The following is a 21,046-nucleotide window of genomic DNA, read 5'->3' as shown; positions in this document are numbered from 1 at the left end:
GACTCACTCGGGTTTGACGTTGGCGCTCTTGACGACATCTGTCCACTTGGCCAGATCCGCCTGGATGGTGTCCGCGAACTCGGCCGCCGTGCCGCCCACGGGCTCCAGCCCCGTGGCGCGCATCTGTTCGATCACGTTGGGATCCTTCGCGCCGGCCGCGAGCGCCTGCGTGAGCTTGCCGACCACGTCCTCGGGCGTGCCCGCGGGCGCCAGCAGTCCGAACCAGGAGTAGGCCTCGAAGGGCGTACCCACGCTTTCCTCCACGGTGGGCACGTCGGGCAGGCCGGGGTGGCGCTCGTGGGCGGCGATCGCATAGGCGCGCAGCTTGTCGGTGGAGATCTGTGGCTGAAGCAGGGTCAGCGTGTCGAAGATGAGGTCGATCTGGCCGCCGAGCACGTCCACCATGGCGGGCGCGCCGCCGCGATAGGGCACATGCAGCAGGTCGGCCCCGGTGGCGCTCTTGAACATCTCGGCGGTGAGGTGGCCGACCGAGCCGTTGCCGGCGGACGCGACACTCATGGGCTTTTGCTTCGACTGCGCAATCAGTTGCTTCAGGTCGGCCGCCTGCAGGTCGTTGTTGCCGGCGAGCACCATGGGCCCGCGCACGGCCATACCGACCGGCGTGAACGATTCGATCGGGTCATAGCCGAGGTTGTCGTAGAGCGCCGGGGAGACCACGATGCTGCTGGTGCCGCCCCAGAGCAGTGTGTAGCCGTCGGCGGGGCTTCTGGCCGCCGCGGCCGAACCGATGCTGCCGCCCGCGCCGGCCCGGTTGTCCACGACGACGGGTTGGCCGAGCTGCTCGGACATGACCTTGCCGAACAGTCGCGCGCTGACATCGGTAGGGCCGCCGGGGGCGAAGGGCACGATCAACGTGATGGGCTTGTCGGGGAAGTCCGCGGCAACGGCCGGGGCGGCAAGGCCCAGGGCGAGGGCAATGCTTCCCAGCAGTACTTGGGGCCGGAATGCGGGCATATCTGTCTCCTGAAATGAATATGCGCTACGTCTTGCGCAGCGTTCTTGCTATTCGACCAGAGGCGATTGTCCATGAGAAGCTAAAGTATTTGATCTATTCACAATGAATAGTTGTTAATCTGCGGAGCCGTACGTTTGCCTTGCAACGAGAATTCGCCATGTCCCTCGGTCTGTCCCTGCGCCAGCTCGCCGCTTTGGTCGAGGTCGCCCGCCATGCGAGCTTCACCCGCGCCGCCGAGTCGCTGCACATCACGCAGGCCGGCCTGAGCGCGATGGTGCGCGAGCTGGAGACGCAAGTGGACGCGCGGCTGTTCGAGCGCACCACGCGGCGCGTCGTGCTCACGCCGGCGGGCGAACGCCTGCTGCCCGCGGCGCGGCAGGCGCTGGACCTGCTCGGCGAGGCGGTGGGCGACGTTCGGGCATTGGGCGAGCAGGCGCGCACGCGCCTGCGCGTGGGCGTGACGCCGCTGATCGCCACCACCGTCATGCCGCGCGTGCTGCGGCTGCTCGCCGAGCGGCATCCCGGCTTGTGGGTGGAGGTGCTCGACGTGGACCGCAGCGTGATCCGCGAGCAGGTCGAGTCCGGAGGGCTAGACCTGGGCCTGGGCGCCTTCTTCGAACGGGAATCGGGCATGCGGCGCGAAGCCATCCTGCCGGCCCGGCTGATGCTTGCCGTACCGGCCGCCGCGGGCGCCTACGGCGAGCGTGTGGCCTGGTCCGCGCTGCGCGGGCGGCCGCTCATCGTGCTGCCGCCGGACAACCAGATCCAGCGGCTGGCCGACCGCCATTTGTCGGAACATGCGGGCACGCAGCCCCGCCGCGTGGTCACGCACCTGGAGACGGCCATCGCCATGGCGGCCGAGGGTGTGGGCGTGGCGGTGGTGCCGTCGTTCGCGGCGCTGGCGGTGCGGCGCTGGCCGGTACGCCTGGTCCGGCTCACGCCCGCCGTGACGCTGGACTACTACCGGCTGGAGCGCGCCGGCAGCCATCGCAGCGAGGCTGCGCAGGCGCTGGTCGACGCCTTCGTTCAGGTCATGCGCGAAAGCGGCGCGAGCGGGCCGCCGCGCTGAGCCCAGGGCCTGTCAACAGGCCCTGGCCGCTCAGGCCACGGCCTCGCGTGCGCACTGCAGCGCTTCGCGCAGTACGCCGAGCTCGCCGATGTGGTTGGCGAGCAGCAGCACCAGCGCGGCGTTCAGTTCGTGGCTTTGCGCGAGGCTCAGGTCGCGATGCGCTTCGATGAGCAGCTCGTAGAAGTCGTCCGGGGCGCTCAGGTGCGGGTCGGTGATGAGGCTGGTCGGGGCGTTCACGGCAGTGTCTCCGTTTCGGCGACGGGCAGAGCGACGGCGCGCTGCAGCGCCCGGCGCACGGCGTCGGGCCGGCAGCGCCGCCAGCGCGCGGCCACGTGCTGATCGGGCCTGAGCAGGTAGCACGTGCCCGGCGTGGCGTCGTAGCGGCGCGCGAACAGGCCGAGCACGTCCACGGCGCAGGCGATGCCGGGCCGGCTCGGGGCCCGGGGCGTGGCATGGATCTCGACGACATCCAGCGCGATGCCGGGCGGCGCCAGGTGGGACGGCTCGATGCTCGCGGGCAGCGCGCCCGCGACCAGCAGGGTGAAGCGATCGCCGGTCATCCCGAGCAGCCAGGCATCCTGTCCGGCCACCCGCAGGGGCGCATCCAGCGCCACCGCACCGGGCGCGAGCGGGCCCGGGTAGTCGTCTTCGTCGGGCGTGTTCAGCGGCGAATCCCGCAGCACGGCGGGCACCGACAGGCGCCCGCTGTTGACCAGCGTGCGCGCGAAGGGGTGGCGCTTGGCGAGCTTGAGCGTGGTGTTGCGAAACAGCCGGCTGATCTCGCTCTTGGGCGTGATGAAGTCGGTGGCGCGGGCGGAGTTCAGCAGGTTCTCGTCGGCCGCGTATTCGCGCTCGCTGGCGTAGGTGTCGAGCAGGGCGTCCGGCGCGGTGCCGCGCAGCACCAGCGCGAGCTTCCAGGCGAGGTTTTCGGCGTCCTGCACGCCGCTGTTGGCGCCGCGCGCGCCGAAGGGCGAGACGCCGTGCGCGGCGTCGCCTGCGAACAGCACGCGGCCGTGGCGAAAGCGCTCCATGCGCAGGCAGGAGAACGTATAGATGCTGACCCACTCCAGGCTGAAGCGGGCCGCCTCGCCGAACACCGCGCGCAACCGGGGCAGCACCCGCTCGGGCTTGACTTCTTCGACGGGGTCGGCGTCCCAGCCGAGCTGGAAGTCCACGCGCCAGACGTTGTCGGGCTGGCGGTGCAGCAGCACCGACTGGTTGGGATGGAACGGCGGGTCGAACCAGAACCAGCGCTCCGAAGGGAAGTCGGCCTCCATGCGGATGTCGGCGATCAGGAAGCGGTCCTTGAAGCTGCGGCCGCGGCTCTCCAGGCCCATCAGCTTGCGCACCGGCGAGCGGGCGCCGTCGCAGGCAATGAGATAGTTCGCGCGCAGGGTGTAGCTGCCGTCCGGCGTTTCCACGTCCAGGTCGACGCCGTCGGCCGCGGCGCGCAGGCCATGCACACGGTGGCGCCAGCGGATCTCGATGCGCTCGTCGGCCGCCGCGGCCTCCTGCAGGTAGCCTTCGGCGTAGTACTGCTGCAGGTTGATGAAGGCGGGGCGGCGATGGCCGCTCTCGGGCAGGAGGTCGAAGCGCCAGATCTCCTCGTCGCGGAAGAACACCTTGCCCACGCTCCAGGACACGCCCTTGTCGACCATGCGCTGCCCGACGCCCAGGCGATCCCAGATGTCCAGCGTGCGCTTGGCGAAGCAGATTGCCCGCGAGCCCGTGGAAAGGCGGTAGTCGTCGTCCAGGAGCAATACGTCGATGCCCTGGCGGGCGAGGTCCAGCGCGGTGCTCAGGCCTATCGGGCCCGCGCCCACCACGATCACCGGATGGTGTGCGGGATCGCTGCGTTCGAGGTTCGCCGGCCGGGTGTAGGCGAACTCCACCTGTTGATAGTCGATGTCTCCCACGGCTGTCTCCGAAGTGTGGGTGGATCGCATCGCGCGGCGCACACGTGGCGCGGCCGGCAGAGGGCAGCCGCGGCATGGGCGGCTGCTGTTCTGGTTCTGGGGCGTGTCAACGCCGTGTGTTTCTTGCGCGTTCGGCCCTGGCGCCGCAAGCGCGGGCTTGCGCGGGCGTCAGCCTTCCAGCGTCTTCCACATCTGCAGATCGCGCTCGGCGGTCCAGATGCGCGGATGCTCGATGCCGGTGGCCTCGTCGTAGGCGCGCGTCACGTCGAAGGGCATGCAGTGATCGAAGATGACCCAGTCCTTGTAGCGCGGCTGCATGGCCGCGTAGGTTTCCTTGTAGACGGTCTTCAGATCCTTGCCCGCGGCCACGCCCTGGTTGACGAGATCGTAGAGGTCGTTGATGAAGGCCCGGGTGCCGGCAACCGCGGCATGCACTTCGCTGGCGCTCTTCAGCGCAGGGCCGCGGCCGGGCACCATCTTCTCGGCGCCCAGGGCGAGCAGGCGGTCCAGCGTGCGCGGCCACTCGCGGAAGTAGGCGTCGCCGGCATAGGGTGTGGACTGGTATTCGACCAGGTCGCCCGCGAAGCAGACTTTCTGCGCGGGCAGCCAGGCGATGGTGTCGGCCCGGGTATGGCCGCGGCCGAGGTGGGTGATGTGGACCTCGAGATTGCCGAGATCGACCGTCATCGAGCCGTCGAAGGTGATGGTGGGCCAGGTCAGGCCGGGCGGCACCGATTCCACGTCGCGGAACAGGCGCGGAAAGCGGCCGATCTCGCTCGCTTTGTCCTGCTCGCCGCGCTCGACGATGAGCTCGTAGGTCTCGCGGCTGGCAATGATCTCCTGCGCGCCGTAGGCCGAGGCGCCGAGCACGCGCACGGCGTGGTAGTGCGACAGCAGCACGTACTTGACCGGCTTGTCGGTGACTTCGCGCACGCGGCGGATCACGTCCTGGGCCATGGTGGGCGTGGCCTGGGTGTCGATCACCATCACCCCTTCGTCGCCGACGATGACGCCGGTGTTGGGGTCGCCCTCGGCGGTGTAGGCGTAGGCGTTGGCCGACAACTGCTCGAACGTGACGGTCTTTTCTTCGAGGTCTGCGTGGGACGCGAATTGCTTGCTCATGGCATGTCTCCGTGTGGGCGCGCGCCGGCGGGCGCGCCGTATGTCATGCGCAGACTATACGACGTCGTTTGTTTTCGTGCAACGAGTTCGTCAATAACGAACGGATGGGCAGGGCGCCGTCATTCGCGAAAGCCCAGGTTGGCGGACACCGCGCGTGCGCTGGCGCGCATCGCGCTGGCGATGCTGCCGTCCCAGGCGGCGTCGAACAGGCCGGTCGGCCCCAGGCAGGTGATCGCGGCCACGATGTTGCCGGTGTGGTCGAACACCGGCGCCGACAGCGCGTCGATGCCGGGCAGCGGATTGCCCAGGGCGCGCGCGAGGCCGTGCTCGCGCACCTCGGCGAGCAGGGCTTCGCGCGTCTGGCGGTCGGGCCGCGCAGGCAGCAGGTGGGTGACCACCGCGGCGTCGCCCGCCTCGCGTTCGATGTAGTGCTCGGCGACCTTGGGCGGCAGCCAGGCGGCGAAGACCTGGCCCGTGGCCGTATGCAGCATCGACATCACGGTGCCCGCGCGCAGGTTGACGTGGACCGGGTAGCTCGCCTCGAGGATGTGGATGATGGTCGGGCCGTGCGAACCCAGCACGGCCAGGGCCAGCGTGTGGCCCAGCGTGCCGGCCAGGCGGGCGATCTCGGGCATGGCCGCGCGCACGGTGTCCAGGCGGCGCAGGCTCACCAGGCCCATCTGCAGGGCGAAGGGGCCGAGTTCATATTGCGAAGTGGCGGCGTCCTGCTTGACCAGGCCGACGCGGATGAAGCTCACCAGGTAGGGGTGCGCCTTGGCCGAGGTCATGCCGGCGGCCTTGGCGAGGTCGCGCAGCGACATGGCCTCGCTGGAATCCACCAGCGCCGCGAGCAGTGCGAAGCCCGTCTCGATGGATTGGATGCTGCGCTGCGCGCCCTCGGTGCTGCTCATGGCGGGTGTGTCTCCGTTGGGTTGCCGGGCGAGCATGGCCGCCCGGCGGCGTGCCGTCGATCAGGCCGCGCTCGGCGCCGAATCGCCGCTGTGCGGGGAACGCCGGCGACGGCGGCGCTTGCGCGGGCCCGGCGTGCTGTCGAGCGCCGGGCGGCTCTGCGCCACTTCCTCGATCATGTCGGCGCGCTCGGCGTCGGAGGCGTCGGCCAGGTCCATCCACCATTGCGCGAGCACGCTGTCGACTTCGCCCGAGGCCGCGCGCAACTGCAGGAAGTCGCAGGCCGCGCGAAAGCGCGGCTGCTCCAGCATGCGCCAGGCAAGCTTGCCGGCGCGGCGCTCGAAGCGCGGCTGCATGAACCAGATGTCGCGCATGTCGGCCACGAAGCGGCGCTGGATGGCGAGCTTCTCGGTCTGCTCGTCGAGCACCGAGTCGACCGCCAGCGAGAGTGCGGGAATCGTATGCTCGCCCCGCGCCTGGAACTGCTGCCAGCGCGCGTTGACCTGCTGCCAGAGCAGCGCGGCGAACAGAAAACTCGGGCTGACCGACTTGCCGGCGCGCACGCGCGCATCGGTGCGCTCGAGCGCGAGCTCGACGAAGCGCTCGCCGCCGGGCTGCTCGAGCACGACGTCCAGCATCGGCAGCAGGCCGTGGTGCAGGCCCTGGGCGCGCAACTGGCGCAGGCAGTCCATCGCATGGCCGCAGGTGAGCAGCTTGAGCATCTCGTCGAAGAGGCGGGATGCCGGCACGTTCTCGATCAGCTTGGCCATCGAGGCGATCGGCGCCAGCGTGGCCGCCTCGATGTGGCCGTTGAGTTTGGCGGCGAAGCGCACCGCGCGCAGCATGCGTACCGGGTCTTCGCGGTAGCGCAGGGCCGGATCGCCGATGATGCGCACCATCCGCTTCTTGAGGTCGGGCACGCCATGGTGGTAGTCGACCACTTCCTCGGTCGAGGGGTCGTAGTAGAGCGCGTTCAGCGTGAAGTCGCGGCGGATCGCGTCTTCCTGCAGCGTGCCGAACACGTTGTCGCGCAGGATGCGGCCGTGCTCGTCGGTGGTCTGGGCCTCGCTCGAGGGCGCGCGGAAGGTGGAGGTCTCGATGATCTCGGCGCCGAACACCACGTGCACCAGGCGAAAGCGCCGGCCGATGATGCGCGCGCGGCGGAACAGCGGCTGGATCTGCTCGGGCGTTGCGCTGGTGGCGACGTCGAAATCCTTGGGCTCGACGCCGGCGATCAGGTCGCGCACGGCGCCGCCCACGATGTAGGCCTCGTAGCCGTGCTGCTGCAGGACCTCGCAGACCTTGATGGCGTGGCGCGATACGTTGCGCCGGTCGATGCCGTGCTGCGAGGCGGGAATGCGTTGGGGTTTGCGAGGCCCGAACAGGCGTTGGACGAATTTCTTCAGCATTGTGTCGTGGTGATCAGGCGGCCTGTTCCGGATGGGCCTGGCCGGCCGCCACCGGCTCTGCGAACAGGTCGATGACGCGCCAGCCGCGCTCGCCGGCCAGCCGGCGCAACCCCTCCGAGGGATTGGCGGCGACGGCGTCGGTCACGCATTCGAGCAGAGGCACGTCGTTGAGCGAATCGCTGTAGAAGAACGAGCGTTCGAAGTCGGCCAGCGTATGGCCCAGGCCGGCCAGCCATTGCTCGACCCGGATCACCTTGCCTTCGCGAAAGCAGGGCGTGCCGGCGATGCGGCCGGTGTAGCGGCCGTCGACGTATTCGGCATCGGTGGCGAGCAGGTGGGGGATGCCGAAGGCGCGTGCGATCGGCGCAGTCACGAAACCGTTGGTGGCGGTCACGATGGCGCACAGGTCGCCCGCGGCCAGGTGCTCGCGCACCAGCGCGGCCGCCTGGGGGGTGATGACCGGGCGGATGACCTCGGCCATGTACAGCTCGTGCCAGGCGGCGAGCTCGACCGGGTCGTGCCGGGCCAGCAGTCCGAGCATGAACTCGGCTGCCTGCTGCGCCGTGAGCGTGCCGGCCGAGTAGCTCTCCATCAGCTCGTCGTTGCGGCGCAGGGCCGCCTCGGGATCGCCCGCCCGGCCCGTACGCGCCAGGTAGTGCGCCCACTGGTAGTCGCTGTCCAGCGGCAGCAGCGTGTGGTCCAGATCGAACAGGGCGAGACGGTTGGGACGGGGCATGGTGGATTCAGTCGGCTGGCGGGCGGGGTTGCGCCGCGAGCATGGTTTTCAACAAAGGCAAGGTGATCGGCCGCTTGGTCGCGAGCGAATAGCGGTCGAGCGCATCGAGCAGCGCGGTGAGCTGGCGCATGTCCCGCGCATGGCGGGTCAGCAGCCACTCCAGGAGTTCCGGCGTGACATCCAGCGAACGCGCCGCCGCGTGGGCGTGCAGCGCGGCGAGCTTGTCGGCGTCGGACAACAGGTCCAGGCGAAAGACCAGGTCCCAGCCCAGGCGGGTGCGCAGGTCTTCGCGCAAGGGCATGCGCAGCGGCGCACTGTCGCCCGCGACCACCAGCGCGAAGCCGCGCTGCTCGGCCGCCGCCGATTCACGCCAGCGATTGTAAATCCCGAACACCGCGGCCTGCTGGCGCTCGTCCAGCCGGCCGACGTCGTCGATGGCGACCAGGGGCACGCCGCCCTCGGCCAGGGCGACGAACTCGCGCGCCGGGGTGGCCGCACCGCACAGTACCGCCCCGGGATGGGCACGCACCGCGGCGGCGAGCAGATGACTGCGCCCGCTGCCCGCCGGACCCCAGAGATAGATCGCCCGCCCCGGCCCGATGCCGCGCAGGGCGGCCAGGGCCTCGCCGTTGCCGCCCGCGATGAAGTTGTCCAGCGTGGGAGCCGGCGCCGGCAGGATGTCCAGGAGAAGCTGAGGGGCCTGGTTCGACATCGTCATCCGCCGTGTCTAGGGCGTATCGACATGCATTCCCCGCGAATCGGGGGGGCGGCGTCGGCACACCCTGGGGATGCCCTGCCGCAAGCCCGGCCGCGGCCGGGCCTGGCGTGGGGAAATAGCGGCGATCATCGTAAAATCAGCGTTTGCGCGGCGGCCAGCAAGAAGGCGCAAGTATGCCGCATCTTCTCACATTTCTAAAATGGTCAGGTTCCATGTCCGTTCCTCCGTCCGGTGACAACACCTCTCTAACCTACCGTGACGCCGGCGTCGATATCGACGCCGGCGACGCGCTCGTCGAGCGCATCAAGCCGCTCGCCAAGCGGACGTTGCGCGAAGGCGTGCTGGGCGGCATCGGCGGCTTCGGCGCGCTCTTTGAGGTGCCCAAGCGCTATCGCGAGCCCGTGCTGGTATCCGGCACGGACGGGGTCGGCACCAAGCTGCGCCTGGCCTTCGAATGGAATCGCCACGACACGGTCGGCATCGACCTGGTCGCCATGAGCGTCAACGACATCCTGGTGCAGGGCGCCGAGCCGCTCTTCTTCCTGGACTACTTCGCCTGCGGCCGCCTGGATGTCGATACCGCCGCCGCCGTGGTGGGCGGCATCGCACGCGGCTGCGAGCTCTCGGGCTGCGCCCTGATCGGCGGCGAGACGGCCGAGATGCCCGGCATGTACCCCGACGGCGAGTACGACCTCGCGGGCTTCGCCGTGGGCGCGGTCGAGAAGTCGAAGATCCTCGACGGCAGCAAGGTCGCGGTGGGCGACGTGGTGCTGGGCCTGGCCTCCAGCGGCGCGCACTCCAACGGCTACTCGCTGGTGCGCAAGATCATCGCGCGCACGGGCGCCCGGCCGGACGACGATTTCGAGGGCGGCAAGCTGGTCGACGCCGTGATGGCGCCGACCCGCCTGTACGTCAAGCCGGTGCTGGATGTCCTTGGCGGCTTCGAGGTGCATGGCCTGGCCCACATCACCGGCGGCGGCCTGCTCGAGAACGTGCCGCGCATCCTGCGTGCCGGCCTGGCTGCCCGCCTGGAGCGCAGCGCCTGGCAGCGCCCGGCGCTGTTCGACTGGCTGCAGCGTGAAGGCAAGGTGGCCGAGGACGAGATGCACCGCGTCTTCAACTGCGGCATCGGCATGGTGGTGGTGGTCCCGGCCGCCCAGGCCGAGGCCGTCGCTGCGCGCCTGGCGGCGTCCGGCGAGACGGTCTCGCGCATCGGCGAGATCGTGGCCCAGCAGGACGGGCAGGCGCAGACCGTGGTGGTGTAGCGCATCCGGGGCAGCCCGCGCCCGGCGATGCCGGGGCGCTCGGAGCCGCGGATGCCGCAGAGCATTGCGCGCGCGCGAGTGCGCCATGATGAAAAAGGGGCCGCGATGCGGCCCCTTCGTCGTTTCAGCATGGATCAATGGGGGAACGTGGCTTCCGGTTTGCGGTGGGCGTAGGGAAGTGCGTCCGATTGCCGCTATGCAGGGTTGTGCTGTGTCGCGGCAAGGCCGGCCGGGCCGAGAAGGCGCCGGCCGGGTCCAACAAGAACAAGAAAGAATTCAGCCGATGTCCTCCGTGGGCAGGAAGCGGTCGTGGTACTCCGTGGATGCCGTGATCTGCACGATCACCGCGTCCATCGACATCCCGTCCGCGACCGCGTCGCTCCAGTAGGCGAGGCCGGCCGCATCGGCTGCGCGGCCCAGCAGGCCGGCGTAGAGCGAGGCAATGTCGGCGGCCGCGCCCCGGGCCTGGTCGAATTCGGTGCTGTGCACGAGTTGCCAGGCAACCTCGCCCGCGCTCGCCCCCTGGTCCAGTTGCCCGATCCAGTACGCGCGTCCCTGGGCGTCGGCGTCGCGGCCGAGCAGGTCGGCGTACAGGGCGTCGACCAGGGCGGCGGCGTCCACGTCGCCGTAGTGCGCGAGCACATAGGCGTCGGCGAGCTCGGCCTGCGACTGGCCCTGCGCGGCGCCCGCGCGCCAGTCGGCGAGCTCCGCATCAGCGGGCGCGCGCTCGTCCAGCCCCAGCGCGAGGCGGGCCAGCGTGTCCAGCGTGCCTGCCTCGGCGCTGCCGAGCACCGTCTGCACCAGGGCCTCGCGGCCCATCCCGTGTGCCAGTTGACCCTGCCAATAGCTCACCCCGTCGGCCTCGGCCTCCCGCCCCAGGGCGTCGCGATAGAGCTGCATGACGAACAGATCGTCGCGCGCGAAGACATCGTTGTCCTTGACGCCGACGCTCAGCCCCAGACCGGCTTCGAGCAGGTCCGGCACCTGGTCGCGGTCCATGTCGCGCGGGTCGCCGTCGAAAAAGCCCGGCGCGCCCGGATCGACGATGACGCCGTTGCGCTCGCCGTCGGCGTCGAACATGCCGCCGTCCTCTATGCTGAAGTCGATGCGGACCTTGCCGCCGACCTCGGTGATCGCGGTGGCGATGTCGTACCACTGGCCATCGACCTGCTTGAAGTAGCCGTTGATCGGCAGATCGCCGTCGACATACACGCTGAAGTTGACGATGCCGCTGTCGGGCACGTTGCGCACGGTGAAGGCGAGCGCGCCCAGCGGCAGGGCGAGATCCTGCGGCAGGCTGCCCGTCTCCAGCGTGGCGGTGCTCACGCCTTGCTGGGTCAGGCCGGCGTCGTTGACCAGGGTGACGTAGCGGACCTGGGCGTCCGGGCTCTGGCTCCAGACGAGGGACGTCACGTCGGACTGCTCGACGTCGGGAATGCCGTCGCCGTTGCCGTCGCCCTGCGCGCCGCCCGCCATGCCCGGCACGCCGTTCTCGATGTCGTCGTCCAGGCCGTCGCCGTCGAGGTCGGTGGCCGGCGGCGTGAGCGCGTCGGCATTCCTGCCGATGGTGCCCACATTGCCGGCCGCGTCGATCTGCCGGACCTGCACCAGCCCGGACTCGTAGGCTTGCAGCGGGATGTTGAAGCTGTTGCCCTGGCCGTTGACCCAGGCACCGGCATCCACCTTGTACTGCCAACTCGAACCGGCTTCGAGGCCGGACACCGTGACCACCCAGTGATCGCCGGCGGCGCCGAAGGCCAGGCCCGGCGCGCCGGGCGGCGTGGTGTCGATGACCAGCGTCTGCGTACCGGCCTGCGAGACGTTGCCGGCCGGGTCGGTGGCGGTGACGCTGACGGTGTTGCCGCCGTTGGCATTGAGGAGCAGGGTGCCGTTGTCCTCGGGCGTCGCCGTCGCCAGATCGACGCGCCACGTGCCGTCGGCCGCCACCACGACATAGGTGGCCCCGCCGACGACGACGGCGACCGTGCTGCCGGTCTCCGCCGTGCCGGTGATCGTGGGCGCAGCCGCGTTGCTCAACGCCAGGCTGGTGATGCTCGGCGCCACGGGGGCCGCGGTGTCGATGACGACGCTGGCGGCAGTCTGGGCAGGCATGCCGGGATTGCCGGCCGCATCGATCTGGCGCACCTGGATGTCGCCGGCGGCATACTCGCCATCTTCCAGGACGAAGCTGCCACCGACGCCGGGCAGCCAGTTCTGGCCGCCGTCGACGCTGTATTCCCAGCTCGCGCCGTCTTCGAGAGCGTCGAGCTCGACGGTGACCTCGTTCACGTGGGTGGCGCCCCCGAGGGGCAGCGTGACGTTGCTCGGGGCGATCGGCGCGGTGGTGTCGATGACCAGGGTCTGCGTGCCCACGCTGGATACGTTGCCTGCGGGATCGGTGCTGGTCACGCTGACCGCGTTGCCGCCGTTGGTGTTCAGCGCGAGCGTGCCCTGGCCGGGCACCGCCGTGGCGAGGTCGATGCTCCAACTGCCGTCGGCGGCGAGCGTGGTGTAGGTGGCGCCGCCGATGACCACGGTGATCGTGCTGCCGCTCTCGGCGGTGCCGCTGATGACCGGGAGGGCCTGATTGGTCAAGGCCGTGCTGTCCACGCTGGGCGCGTCCGGCTCGACGGTGTCGATGGTGGCGGCCGCCGTGGTGGCGACCGGCGCGCCCGGGTTGCCGGCGGCGTCGACCTGGCGCACCTGGATGTCGCCGGCGGCATAGTCGCCATCTTCCAGGACGAAGCTGCCACCGACGCCGGGCAGCCAGTTCTGGCCGCCGTCGACGCTGTATTCCCAGCTCGCGCCGTCTTCGAGGGCGTCGAGTTCGACGGTGATCTCGTTGACGTTGGTCGGCCCGCCCACGGGCAGGACGACGCCGGCGGGCGCGTCCGGCGCCGCGGTGTCGATGACCAGCATCTGGGTGTTCGCGTCGGAGACGTTGCCCGCCGGATCGGTGCTGGTGACGCTGACGGTATTGCCGCCGTTGACGTTCAGCGCGAGCGTGCCCTGGCTGGGCACCGCCGTGGCGAGGTCGACGCTCCAGCCCCCGTCGGTGGCGACCGTGGTGTAGGTGGCGCCGCCGACGAGCAGGGTGATGGTGCTGCCCGCTTCCGCGGTGCCACTGATGACCGGTGTGGTCTGGTTGGTCAAGGCCGTGCTGTCCACGCTGGGCGCGTCCGGCTCGACGGTGTCGACGGTGACGGCCGCGGTGGTGGCGATGGGCACGCCAGGATTGCCGGCGGCATCGACCTGGCGTACCCGGATGTCGCCGGCCGCGTAGTCGCCGTCCTGCAGGACGAAGCTGTCGCCCGAGCCCGGCAGCCAGTTCTGGCCGCCGTCCAGGCTGTATTCCCAGCTCGCGCCATCCTCCAGGGCATCGAGGTCGATACCGACCGTGTCGACGTTGGTCGGTCCGCCCGCGGGCAGAACCACGCCGGTGGGGGCGTCCGGCGCGGTGGTGTCGATGACCAGGGCCTGCGTGCCGGCTTGCGACACGTTGCCGGCTGGATCCCGGGCGGTGACGCTGATGGCGTTGCTGCCGTTGGTGTTCAGCGCGAGCGTGCCCTGGCTGGGCACGGCCGTGGCGAGGTCGATGCTCCAACCGCCGCCGGCGGCCACCGTGGTGTAGGTGGCGCCGCCGATGACCAGGGTGATGGTGCTGCCGGATTCCGCCGTGCCGTCGATGACCGGCAGGGCGCTGTTGGTCAGCTCGGGGTTGACCAGCGCGGGTGCGGCCGGTGCGACGGTGTCGATGAAGACACCCTCGGTGTTGACGAGCGGGGTGCCCGGATTGCCGGCGGCATCGATCTGGCGCACCTGGATGTCGCCGACGGCGTAGGGACCGTCCTGGAGCAGGAAGCCGTCACCGCCGCCCGGCGTCCAGTTCTGCCCACCGTCGACGCTGTACTCCCAGCTCGCGCCGGCTTCCAGGGCGTCGGGGTCGACGGTGACGGTGTTGACGTTGGTGAAGCCACCGCCAGGCAGCGCGACCCCGGCGGGCGCGTCCGGCGCGGTGGTGTCGATGACCAGGGTCTGCGTACCGGCCTGCGAGACGTTGCCGGCCGGGTCGGTGGCGGTGACGCTGATGGCGTTGCCGCCGTTGTTGTTCAGCGCGAGCGTACCTTCGCTGGGCGGCACCGTGTTGAGATCGACCTGCCAGGTGCCGTCGGTGGCCACTGCGATGTAGGTGGCCCCGCCGACGACCAGCGTGATGGTGCTGCCCGCCTGCGCGGTGCCGCTGATCACAGGCAGGGGCTGGTTGGTGAGCGCGGCGCTGGTCACGTCGGGCGCCTGGGGCGCGACGGTGTCGACGGTGACCGCTGCCGTGGTCGCGACCGGCGCGCCGGCGTTGCCCGCTGCGTCGACCTGGCGGACCTGGATGTCGCCGGCGGCATAGTCGCCGTCGTCGAGCGCGAAGCTGCTGCCGGTGCCGGGCAGCCAGTTCTGGCCGCCGTCGACGCTGTATTCCCAGCTTGCGCCGTCTTCCAGGCCGTCGAGATCCACGGCTACCTCATCGACGTTGGTGAACCCGCCGGTCGGCAGGCCCACGCCGGAAGGCGTGTCCGGCGCCGTGTTGTCGATGGTGTAGCTCTCGCCCCCGCTGTAGCCCGATGCCATCGGCCGGCCGCTCGCTTCTGCCGTGATTCCCGTATCGGCATTCTTCAGGCCGAGCGCAAGTACGCCATCGCCCGACACCGTCGTGACCGTGACCACGTACTGCGCATGGTCGTAGTGCATGCGCGTGATGCCGGTCACGGTGCCGATTGCCGTCCCCGAGCTCGTCAGTACGAAGTCGGCGGCATCCACGCCGGTCACCGGCTCGCTGAACGTGATGCGGAATTCGATGGTGTCTGCATTCGTGTGTTCGGCTGCGCCCTCGTCGCGCACCAGGCTCAGGACCGTCGGCACGGTGGCCACGGTGAGCGCGAAACCCGATTGCGCGCTCAGCCCCTGGCCGTCCGTCGCGATGACGAGCACCCACAGGCCATCCAGCTCGACATCGCCCGCGTCGGGCGTGCCGCTGAAGGTGCGCGTCGCGGCGTCGAAACTCAGCCAGGCGGGCAGGTCGCTGCCGTCTCCGAGTGTGGCGGAGTAGGTCAGCGTATCGCCGGCGTCGGGGTCGACGAAGGCGCCGGCAGGCACCGTGAAGCTGTAGGGCGCACCGACATCGGCCGCCTGGTGGTCGATGGCGGCGCCGGCCACGGGCGCCTCGTTGACGTCCGCCAGCTCGATCGTCAGCAGCTTGTCATACGAAGCGCCGCGCGCATCGGTGGTGCGCACCGTCACCTGATAGCTGGACTTGGCTTCGTAGTCCAGGACGGTGCCGGCGGCGAACTGCAGTTGGTCGCCGACGATGACGAACGCCGCGCTGTCGTGTCCGTCCACCAGGCTGTAGGTGTGCGTGTCGCCGGTATCCTCGTCCGTCGTGCTGAGCGTGCCGATGACCAGACCCTCGGCGGTGTCCGCGTTCTCCGCGACGCTGGCATTGGAAAGCGAAATGTCGGTCGGTGCCTCGTTCGGGATGGTGATGTCGACAGTGGTCGTGCCGACGGCCGCCAGCGCGGTGCCGGTACCCTGGGCGTTGTCGGCGTTGCCGTCGTTGAACAACCAGGCGATGGCCACGCTGGGCGGCGGCGCGCTGCCGGTGTTCGCGTAGGTGATCAGGCTCAGCGCCTGATTCACCAAGGCCTGCGTCGCCGCGGCGTTGAACACGATGGTGAGGCTGCCGGCCGCTTGTGTATACGTGCCGATGCTGTTGTCGTCGATGACGACGTTGCCGTCCGCGAACGACATGGGCCCGCTGGCGCCGAAGAGGTCGCTCGCATCGGCTCCGCCATGGCGCGCCAGGGTGACGCTGGCGCCGTCGTAGTGGCCCTGGGCGGCCAGCTCCGGATCGAAGATCCGGACGTCGGAGTCCAGCACGGCCGGGTCGCGGCCCAGCGCGTATTGCGCGACGCCGTCCAGCGTGTTCACCTCCTGGGTATGGAAAGCCTGATCCAGGCTGCCGTCGGCGTTCAGGCGGACGATGAGGATGTCGCTGGCCATACCGCCGGCTTGGCCCTGATGGCCGACCACGGCGATCTTGCCGTCCGCCTGGAGCAGGATGCTGCGGGCCTCGCTCATGGGGTTGTCCGTGGCGACCATGACCTTGCCGCCCTCGCCGAACGTGGCATCCAGCGTGCCGTCCTCGAGCAGCCGCACGACGACGAGCGTCTGGCCGGCGCTGCCCGCCACGAGCAGCTTGTCGCCCTGCTGGACGACGCTGTAGGCGATGTCGCTGCCGGGCGCGAGGTCCAGGGTGACGATGCCGTCCACGCCGAAGGCGGCATCGCGCTCGCCGTCAGGCGTCAGCCGGACGACGTCGAAGGCATAGCCGCCGCTCTCCCAGTGCGTCCCCGTGACGACGATCTTGCCGTCGGCCTGGGCCAGCACGCTGTAGCCGTCGGCAGAACCGCTCATGCCCAGGACGACGCGCCCGTCGTCGCCGAAGCCGGTGTCCAGATGGCCGTCGGCGTCCACGCGGAAGACGACGTACTTCCATGCCCCGCCCTCGTTCACGTAGCCCGTCATGAGCATGTTGCCGTTCGCATCCAGCGTGGCGTCGCGCATGGTCACGTTCTGCTCGAGCTTGAACTGGCCGGCCGTGCCGAAACTGGTGTCTGGGGTGCCGTCCGCGTTGTAACGGGCGGCCACGAGCTGATTGACCGAGACACCGATACCTTGCTGGACGGTGCCGTAGCCGGTAACGATGAAGCTCCCGTCGGATTGCAGCAAGGTGGCGGTGTTGTAGTACGTGCCGGAGCCCACCTGAGTCCACAGCGTGCCGCCGCTGCCGAAGCCCGGGTCCTGGTTGCCATCGGGATCGAACCGGATCGTGAAGAAGCCCTGGTTGCTGAGGCTCGCCGATCCGGAGACCAGGATGTCGCCGTTGGCTTGTATCGCCACGCTGCTGCCTTCGGAGCCGAACGGCGCCACCGGCACGCGGGCAATCCCGGCATCCGCGAAGGATGCGTCGAGCGAGCCATCGGTGTTCAAGCGCGCCACGACGACTTCGCCGCTGAACGCCCCGGCGCGGCCGACGACGATGAGCTTGCCGTCGGCCTGCTCGGCGCTGGCCAGGGCGATGCTGGAGAGACCGGGGATCTCGATCGACTGGACGCCGCCCTGTGGCACGACGAAGGTCGGCGCCTCATTGACGTTCGTTACCTCGATCGTCATGAGCTTGTCGTAGAACGCACCGTCGCCATCGGTCGCGCGGATCGTGACCTGATAGCTCGATTTGGCTTCGTGGTCCAGCCGGGTGCCCGCGACCAGCCGCAGCTCGTTGCCCACGATGACGAAGGTCTCGCCATCGCCGCCGGGCTGGATGCTGTAGGTATGCGTATCGCCCGCATTCGCGTCCGTTGCGCTGAGTGAGCCGATGAGCAGGTCGGCGCTGGTGTCGGTGTTCTCCGCGACCGCGCTGTTGGACAGGCTGATGTCGGTGGGCGCGGCGTTAGGGGTGATGAAGTTGACCTGCGTCGAGCCGGTGGTGAACGCACCGCCGCCCGCGCCTTGCGGCCCGCCGTCGATGTTGCCGTCGGAGAAGCTCCAGGCGATCGTGACGCTGGCCGGCGGCTGCGTGCCGACGTAGCTGTAGGTGATGCTGCTCAAGGCGGCGTCGACGCGCTCCTGCGTCGCGTTGGTGTTGAAATTCAGCATCAGCGTCCCGCCGATCTGCATCACGGTGCCGATATCCACGCCGCCGAGTGTGGCTACGCCGTTGTCGAAGACGAGCGCGCCGCCGGCCCCGAACACATCGTCGTCGGAGGCGCCGGTGCTGCGCGTCAGCATCAGCATGGCGCCGTCGTAGTGGCCTTGTGCGGCCAGTTCGGCGTCGTACACGTTCACCGAGGCGTCCAGGATTACCGCGTCGGCGCCCAGGGTGTAGTCGGCCACGCCGTCCAGCGAGCTCGGGCCGGGCTGCGGATTGAAGCTCGTATCGAGGCTGCCGTCCGCATTCAGGCGGACGACGAGGTAGTCATTGTAGAAACTGGTGTTCGAGCCGTAGCCCACCACGACGAGCTTGCCGTCGGGCAGCAGGACGACGTCGCGCCCGATTTCGATGTTGCCGTTGTCCAAGGTGGCGATGCCGTTCTGGCCGAACCCCAGGTCCAGCTCGCCGTTTTCGTCGAGGCGGATGAGAACGAGGTCGGGGCCCCCGGCATTCGAGTGGCCGACGAGTACGAGCTTGCCGTCGGGCTGGCGGATCATGTTGTGGATGTCGCCGTTGAGACCGATCTCGACCAGTACCTTGCCCTGCTCACCGAACGACGTATCGAGCGTGCCGTCGGCATGGAGCCTGACCACGGCTGCGTGCGTCGTCGAGTAGTCCGCGGCGCTTGCCGTGCCCGCCAACAGGATCTTGCCGTCCGGCAGGACGAGCACGCTCTTGGCCTCGTCGCTGCCGCCGGCAAGGTCCACGCTGGCCGTGCTCCACGTGCCCCAGGCGGTGTCTTGCGTGCCATCGGGCTTGAAGCGGACGACGACGAAGTCGTTGCTCGGATAGAGCTCACGCCCGCCCGCGACGAGGAGGTTCCCGTCGCTGTCCATGGCGACGCCCGTACCGCCGAAGAGTCCGCTGACTTGCGTGATGCTCGCCACGCCAGCGGTGCCGAAGGTGGCGTCCACAGTGCCGTCGGCTTCGAAGCGTACCGCCGTGATCGGACTGTTGTAGCCGTAACCCGTGTAGCCGGTCACGACGATCTTGCCGTCGGGCTGCACCAGCATGGCATAGCCGTATTCGCTGTAGGCCGTCGTCCCGGCCAGCGCCTTGCCGCCATCGCCGAAGCTCGGATCGAGCTCGCCGTCGGACGTCAGGCGCACCACCATCATGTCGCCGCTGCCGTAGTCGCTGCCCGCGAGCAGGATCTTGCCGTCGGCCGTGATCTCCAGCGCATAGGCTTGCGCCAGCGAGGAGACCGAGCCCAGGACGGCCTTGCCGTTGTCGCCGAAGGTCGTATCCAGCGTACCCTCGGCGTTCATTCGGACGATGCTGAACTGGTTGTTGCTGTAGCCCGTCACCAGCACCTTGCCGTCGCTCTGCACCGCGACCGCCATCGCCACGTCGCTCTGGTTCGTGACCGGGATCCACGCAGTGCCTCCCGTGACCGATGCGAAGGTGGGCACATCGTTGACGGCCTCGACTGTCACGCTGGCGGAAAGGCCGGGCGCGGCCGTCTGGCCGCCGCTGTCCTCGACTTCGGTCAGCGTGATCTGGCGCTCACCCGCTGTGGGCGCCTGGCTGATGTTGCGATAGGTGATGCTCTCCAGCAGCGCAGCCATGGCGGCGTCGCCCAGGGCCAGGCCGTCCAGGATGACGGTGGCTGTCGTGCCCGCCAGACTGACCGTGTAGCTGCCGCCGCCGGCCAGCGACCCGCTCGCGGCATCGACCAGGGTGATCGCGGTGCCGCCGACGTGCAGGACTTCGGCGTCGCCGTCCGCGAGCTGCGCGACGGTCAGTGTTGCGCCGGTGAACGTCTGGCCGCTGTCCTCGGTGCTGGCCGTCACGCCGATGAACAGCTCGGCGGCCGCGCCGTCCTCGGTGAATTCGGCGTTGCCGATGCCGGTCCCTGTCACGCTGGGCGGTTGCGTGAGCGCAGGTTCCAGCTTGGCGAGCGCGGTGCCGAGCAGCGGGTAGACGGTGGTGGGCAGGCCATTCTGCTGGGCCTGCAGCATGAGGGGAAAGGTGCCTGCCGTCAGCCCGGCAGGTGGTGTAACGTCCACGGACACGGTGTACGTTGCACCCGTGCTGAGAATGCCGCCAAGGATCGGAGCGACCGGGCCCGAGGCAACCCACCCTTGCGGCAGCGCGATGCTGAAGCTGATGTCGGAGCCTACCATCGCGACATCGGTCAGCACTTCGATGTCGAAAACGACCGTGGTCGGCGTACCCGGCGTGAAGGTATACGCCTGTGTCTGGGGCGTGCCGACGATGGCGAACGTCGGTGTCACGTAAGTGTCCACTCGCGTGAGCGTGGCCACTTGGTCGAGTTCGAGAACGTTGCTGCCCTCCGGGCCGCTGTCAGTCACTGTACTCAACAGGACAGCCACCGCCTGCGCCTGCCCGGTGCTGCCGGGTATCCACAATGGTGCCCGCACATAGGTGATGTCGTCGATGAGATTGGTGAATTCGGCTGCAGTCAGCGCCAGATCGCTGACCTTGAGCGTGAAGACGCCGTCGGTGTCGGTGATGATGTAGCTACCCGTGCCCAGCGGGCCCGAACCTGCCTGCAGGTAGATGGGGGTGCCGCCGACCCACAGCGATTCCGCGACCCCGGCACCATAGACCTTGATCTCGAAGCCCGTGAAGGTCTGGCCGTCATCGTTGGTCGATGCCGTCACGTTCTGAAATAAGTCGATGCCGAAACCCACCGGTGTATTGGGGTGAAAACCGGCCGGCGCGGAATCCGCGCTCAGGCTGGGCGGCGTCGGTGGCACCACCGCATCGAGGCCGAGCCCCTGGTGCACGCTGTCGATGCCCACGGCCGGGTCGGGTTTGGCCGGCTGCCCGAAGGCGACGTTGCTGATGCCGTTCGCATCGAACCCGGTGATGGTGGGAGGCAGGTTGGCCATGAGATTTCCTGAAGGGAGAGCGACCAGTCGTGGGCAGATGCGACCGGGTCAGCGGGGGCGGGAGCGATGCGTGGGCAGCGCGCTGAAGAGCGCCTGAGCCAGGCTGCCGAGCGGACCGCAAGGCTCGGCCTCGGGCGCCGGGGGCGGTGTGCGGACGAGCTCGGGGCGTGTTTGCGGCGTGTCCGGGGTCGGGTCGACCGGCCCGGTTCGCCGCAGACGGGGAAGGCTTGCATAGCGCGCGTAAAGGACTTGCATGCGGGTGTTCATGCACACATTCGGTGCGTCGATGTATCGAGTAACGTTACTTGG

General features: G+C 69.4%; 11 protein-coding genes. 2 read left to right on the top strand and 9 right to left on the bottom strand.

Annotated elements, in window-relative coordinates; all coding sequences use genetic code 11:
* Window positions 1-3: 3 nt before the first annotated feature.
* Complete coding sequence (locus FOZ76_RS11120) at window positions 4-975, bottom strand: Bug family tripartite tricarboxylate transporter substrate binding protein (protein ID WP_143948331.1); 972 nt, start codon at window positions 973-975, stop codon at window positions 4-6.
* Window positions 976-1,133: 158 nt separating this feature from the next.
* Between FOZ76_RS11120 and FOZ76_RS11115 the strand changes: the two genes are divergently transcribed.
* On the top strand, window positions 1,134-2,045 hold the full coding sequence (locus FOZ76_RS11115; RefSeq protein ID WP_143948330.1) for a LysR family transcriptional regulator: 912 nt from the start codon (window positions 1,134-1,136) through the stop codon (window positions 2,043-2,045).
* A gap of 30 nt (window positions 2,046-2,075) precedes the next feature.
* Here FOZ76_RS11115 and FOZ76_RS11110 read toward each other — a convergent pair whose 3' ends face one another.
* From FOZ76_RS11110 to hda, 7 genes are all read right to left on the bottom strand, one after another.
* Window positions 2,076-2,282: a DUF2783 domain-containing protein gene (locus tag FOZ76_RS11110; protein ID WP_143948329.1), complete on the bottom strand. Its 207-nt coding sequence runs from the start codon at window positions 2,280-2,282 to the stop codon at window positions 2,076-2,078.
* Window positions 2,279-3,961 (bottom strand): FAD-dependent oxidoreductase, encoded by a 1,683-nt coding sequence (locus tag FOZ76_RS11105; protein ID WP_143948328.1) that lies wholly within the window; start codon window positions 3,959-3,961, stop codon window positions 2,279-2,281. Before FOZ76_RS11105 ends, FOZ76_RS11110 begins: the two co-directional genes overlap by 4 nt.
* A gap of 168 nt (window positions 3,962-4,129) precedes the next feature.
* Entirely contained in the window at window positions 4,130-5,083 is a 954-nt protein-coding gene (locus tag FOZ76_RS11100; protein WP_143948327.1) for an MBL fold metallo-hydrolase, read from the bottom strand.
* Between the two features lie 119 nt (window positions 5,084-5,202).
* Window positions 5,203-5,994, bottom strand: coding sequence for an IclR family transcriptional regulator (locus FOZ76_RS11095; protein WP_143948326.1), 792 nt, complete (start codon window positions 5,992-5,994; stop codon window positions 5,203-5,205).
* A 60-nt stretch (window positions 5,995-6,054) separates the two neighbouring features.
* Entirely contained in the window at window positions 6,055-7,401 is a 1,347-nt protein-coding gene (gene pcnB / locus FOZ76_RS11090) for a polynucleotide adenylyltransferase PcnB (RefSeq protein ID WP_143948325.1), read from the bottom strand.
* A 13-nt stretch (window positions 7,402-7,414) separates the two neighbouring features.
* A complete protein-coding gene (locus FOZ76_RS11085; protein WP_143948324.1) occupies window positions 7,415-8,137 on the bottom strand; it encodes an HAD family hydrolase in 723 nt (240 codons plus the stop codon).
* 7 nt (window positions 8,138-8,144) lie between these two features.
* The gene (gene hda / locus FOZ76_RS11080) at window positions 8,145-8,855 is read right to left on the bottom strand and encodes a DnaA regulatory inactivator Hda (protein WP_246129434.1); all 711 of its coding nucleotides are present in this window, start codon (window positions 8,853-8,855) and stop codon (window positions 8,145-8,147) included.
* A 212-nt stretch (window positions 8,856-9,067) separates the two neighbouring features.
* On the opposite strand from hda, the gene purM reads away from it, so the two are divergent.
* Window positions 9,068-10,120: a phosphoribosylformylglycinamidine cyclo-ligase gene (purM, locus tag FOZ76_RS11075; protein WP_143948323.1), complete on the top strand. Its 1,053-nt coding sequence runs from the start codon at window positions 9,068-9,070 to the stop codon at window positions 10,118-10,120.
* Window positions 10,121-10,396: 276 nt separating this feature from the next.
* Here the strand turns inward: purM and FOZ76_RS11070 are convergent, their stop codons facing one another.
* On the bottom strand, window positions 10,397-20,737 hold the full coding sequence (locus FOZ76_RS11070) for an Ig-like domain-containing protein (protein ID WP_143948322.1): 10,341 nt from the start codon (window positions 20,735-20,737) through the stop codon (window positions 10,397-10,399).
* Window positions 20,738-21,046 lie beyond the last annotated feature (309 nt).

Source organism: Verticiella sediminum (assembly GCF_007558815.1).
Taxonomy (GTDB): Bacteria; Pseudomonadota; Gammaproteobacteria; order Burkholderiales; family Burkholderiaceae_B; genus Verticiella; species Verticiella sediminum.
Note: the sequence above shows the minus strand (reverse complement) of the source record. Positions and strands in the feature narration are given on the sequence as shown.

Excerpts from the sequence above, each read along its gene's own strand:
- FOZ76_RS11120 (WP_143948331.1), bottom strand. The coding sequence starts at position 975 with ATGCCCGCATTCCGGCCCCAAGTACTGCTGGGAAGCATTGCCCTCGCC.
- FOZ76_RS11115 (WP_143948330.1), top strand. The coding sequence starts at position 1,134 with ATGTCCCTCGGTCTGTCCCTGCGCCAGCTCGCCGCTTTGGTCGAGGTC.
- FOZ76_RS11100 (WP_143948327.1), bottom strand. The coding sequence starts at position 5,083 with ATGAGCAAGCAATTCGCGTCCCACGCAGACCTCGAAGAAAAGACCGTC.
- FOZ76_RS11095 (WP_143948326.1), bottom strand. The coding sequence starts at position 5,994 with ATGAGCAGCACCGAGGGCGCGCAGCGCAGCATCCAATCCATCGAGACG.
- pcnB (WP_143948325.1), bottom strand. The coding sequence starts at position 7,401 with ATGCTGAAGAAATTCGTCCAACGCCTGTTCGGGCCTCGCAAACCCCAA.
- FOZ76_RS11085 (WP_143948324.1), bottom strand. The coding sequence starts at position 8,137 with ATGCCCCGTCCCAACCGTCTCGCCCTGTTCGATCTGGACCACACGCTG.
- hda (WP_246129434.1), bottom strand. The coding sequence starts at position 8,855 with ATGACGATGTCGAACCAGGCCCCTCAGCTTCTCCTGGACATCCTGCCG.
- purM (WP_143948323.1), top strand. The coding sequence starts at position 9,068 with ATGTCCGTTCCTCCGTCCGGTGACAACACCTCTCTAACCTACCGTGAC.
- FOZ76_RS11070 (WP_143948322.1), bottom strand. The coding sequence starts at position 20,737 with ATGGCCAACCTGCCTCCCACCATCACCGGGTTCGATGCGAACGGCATC.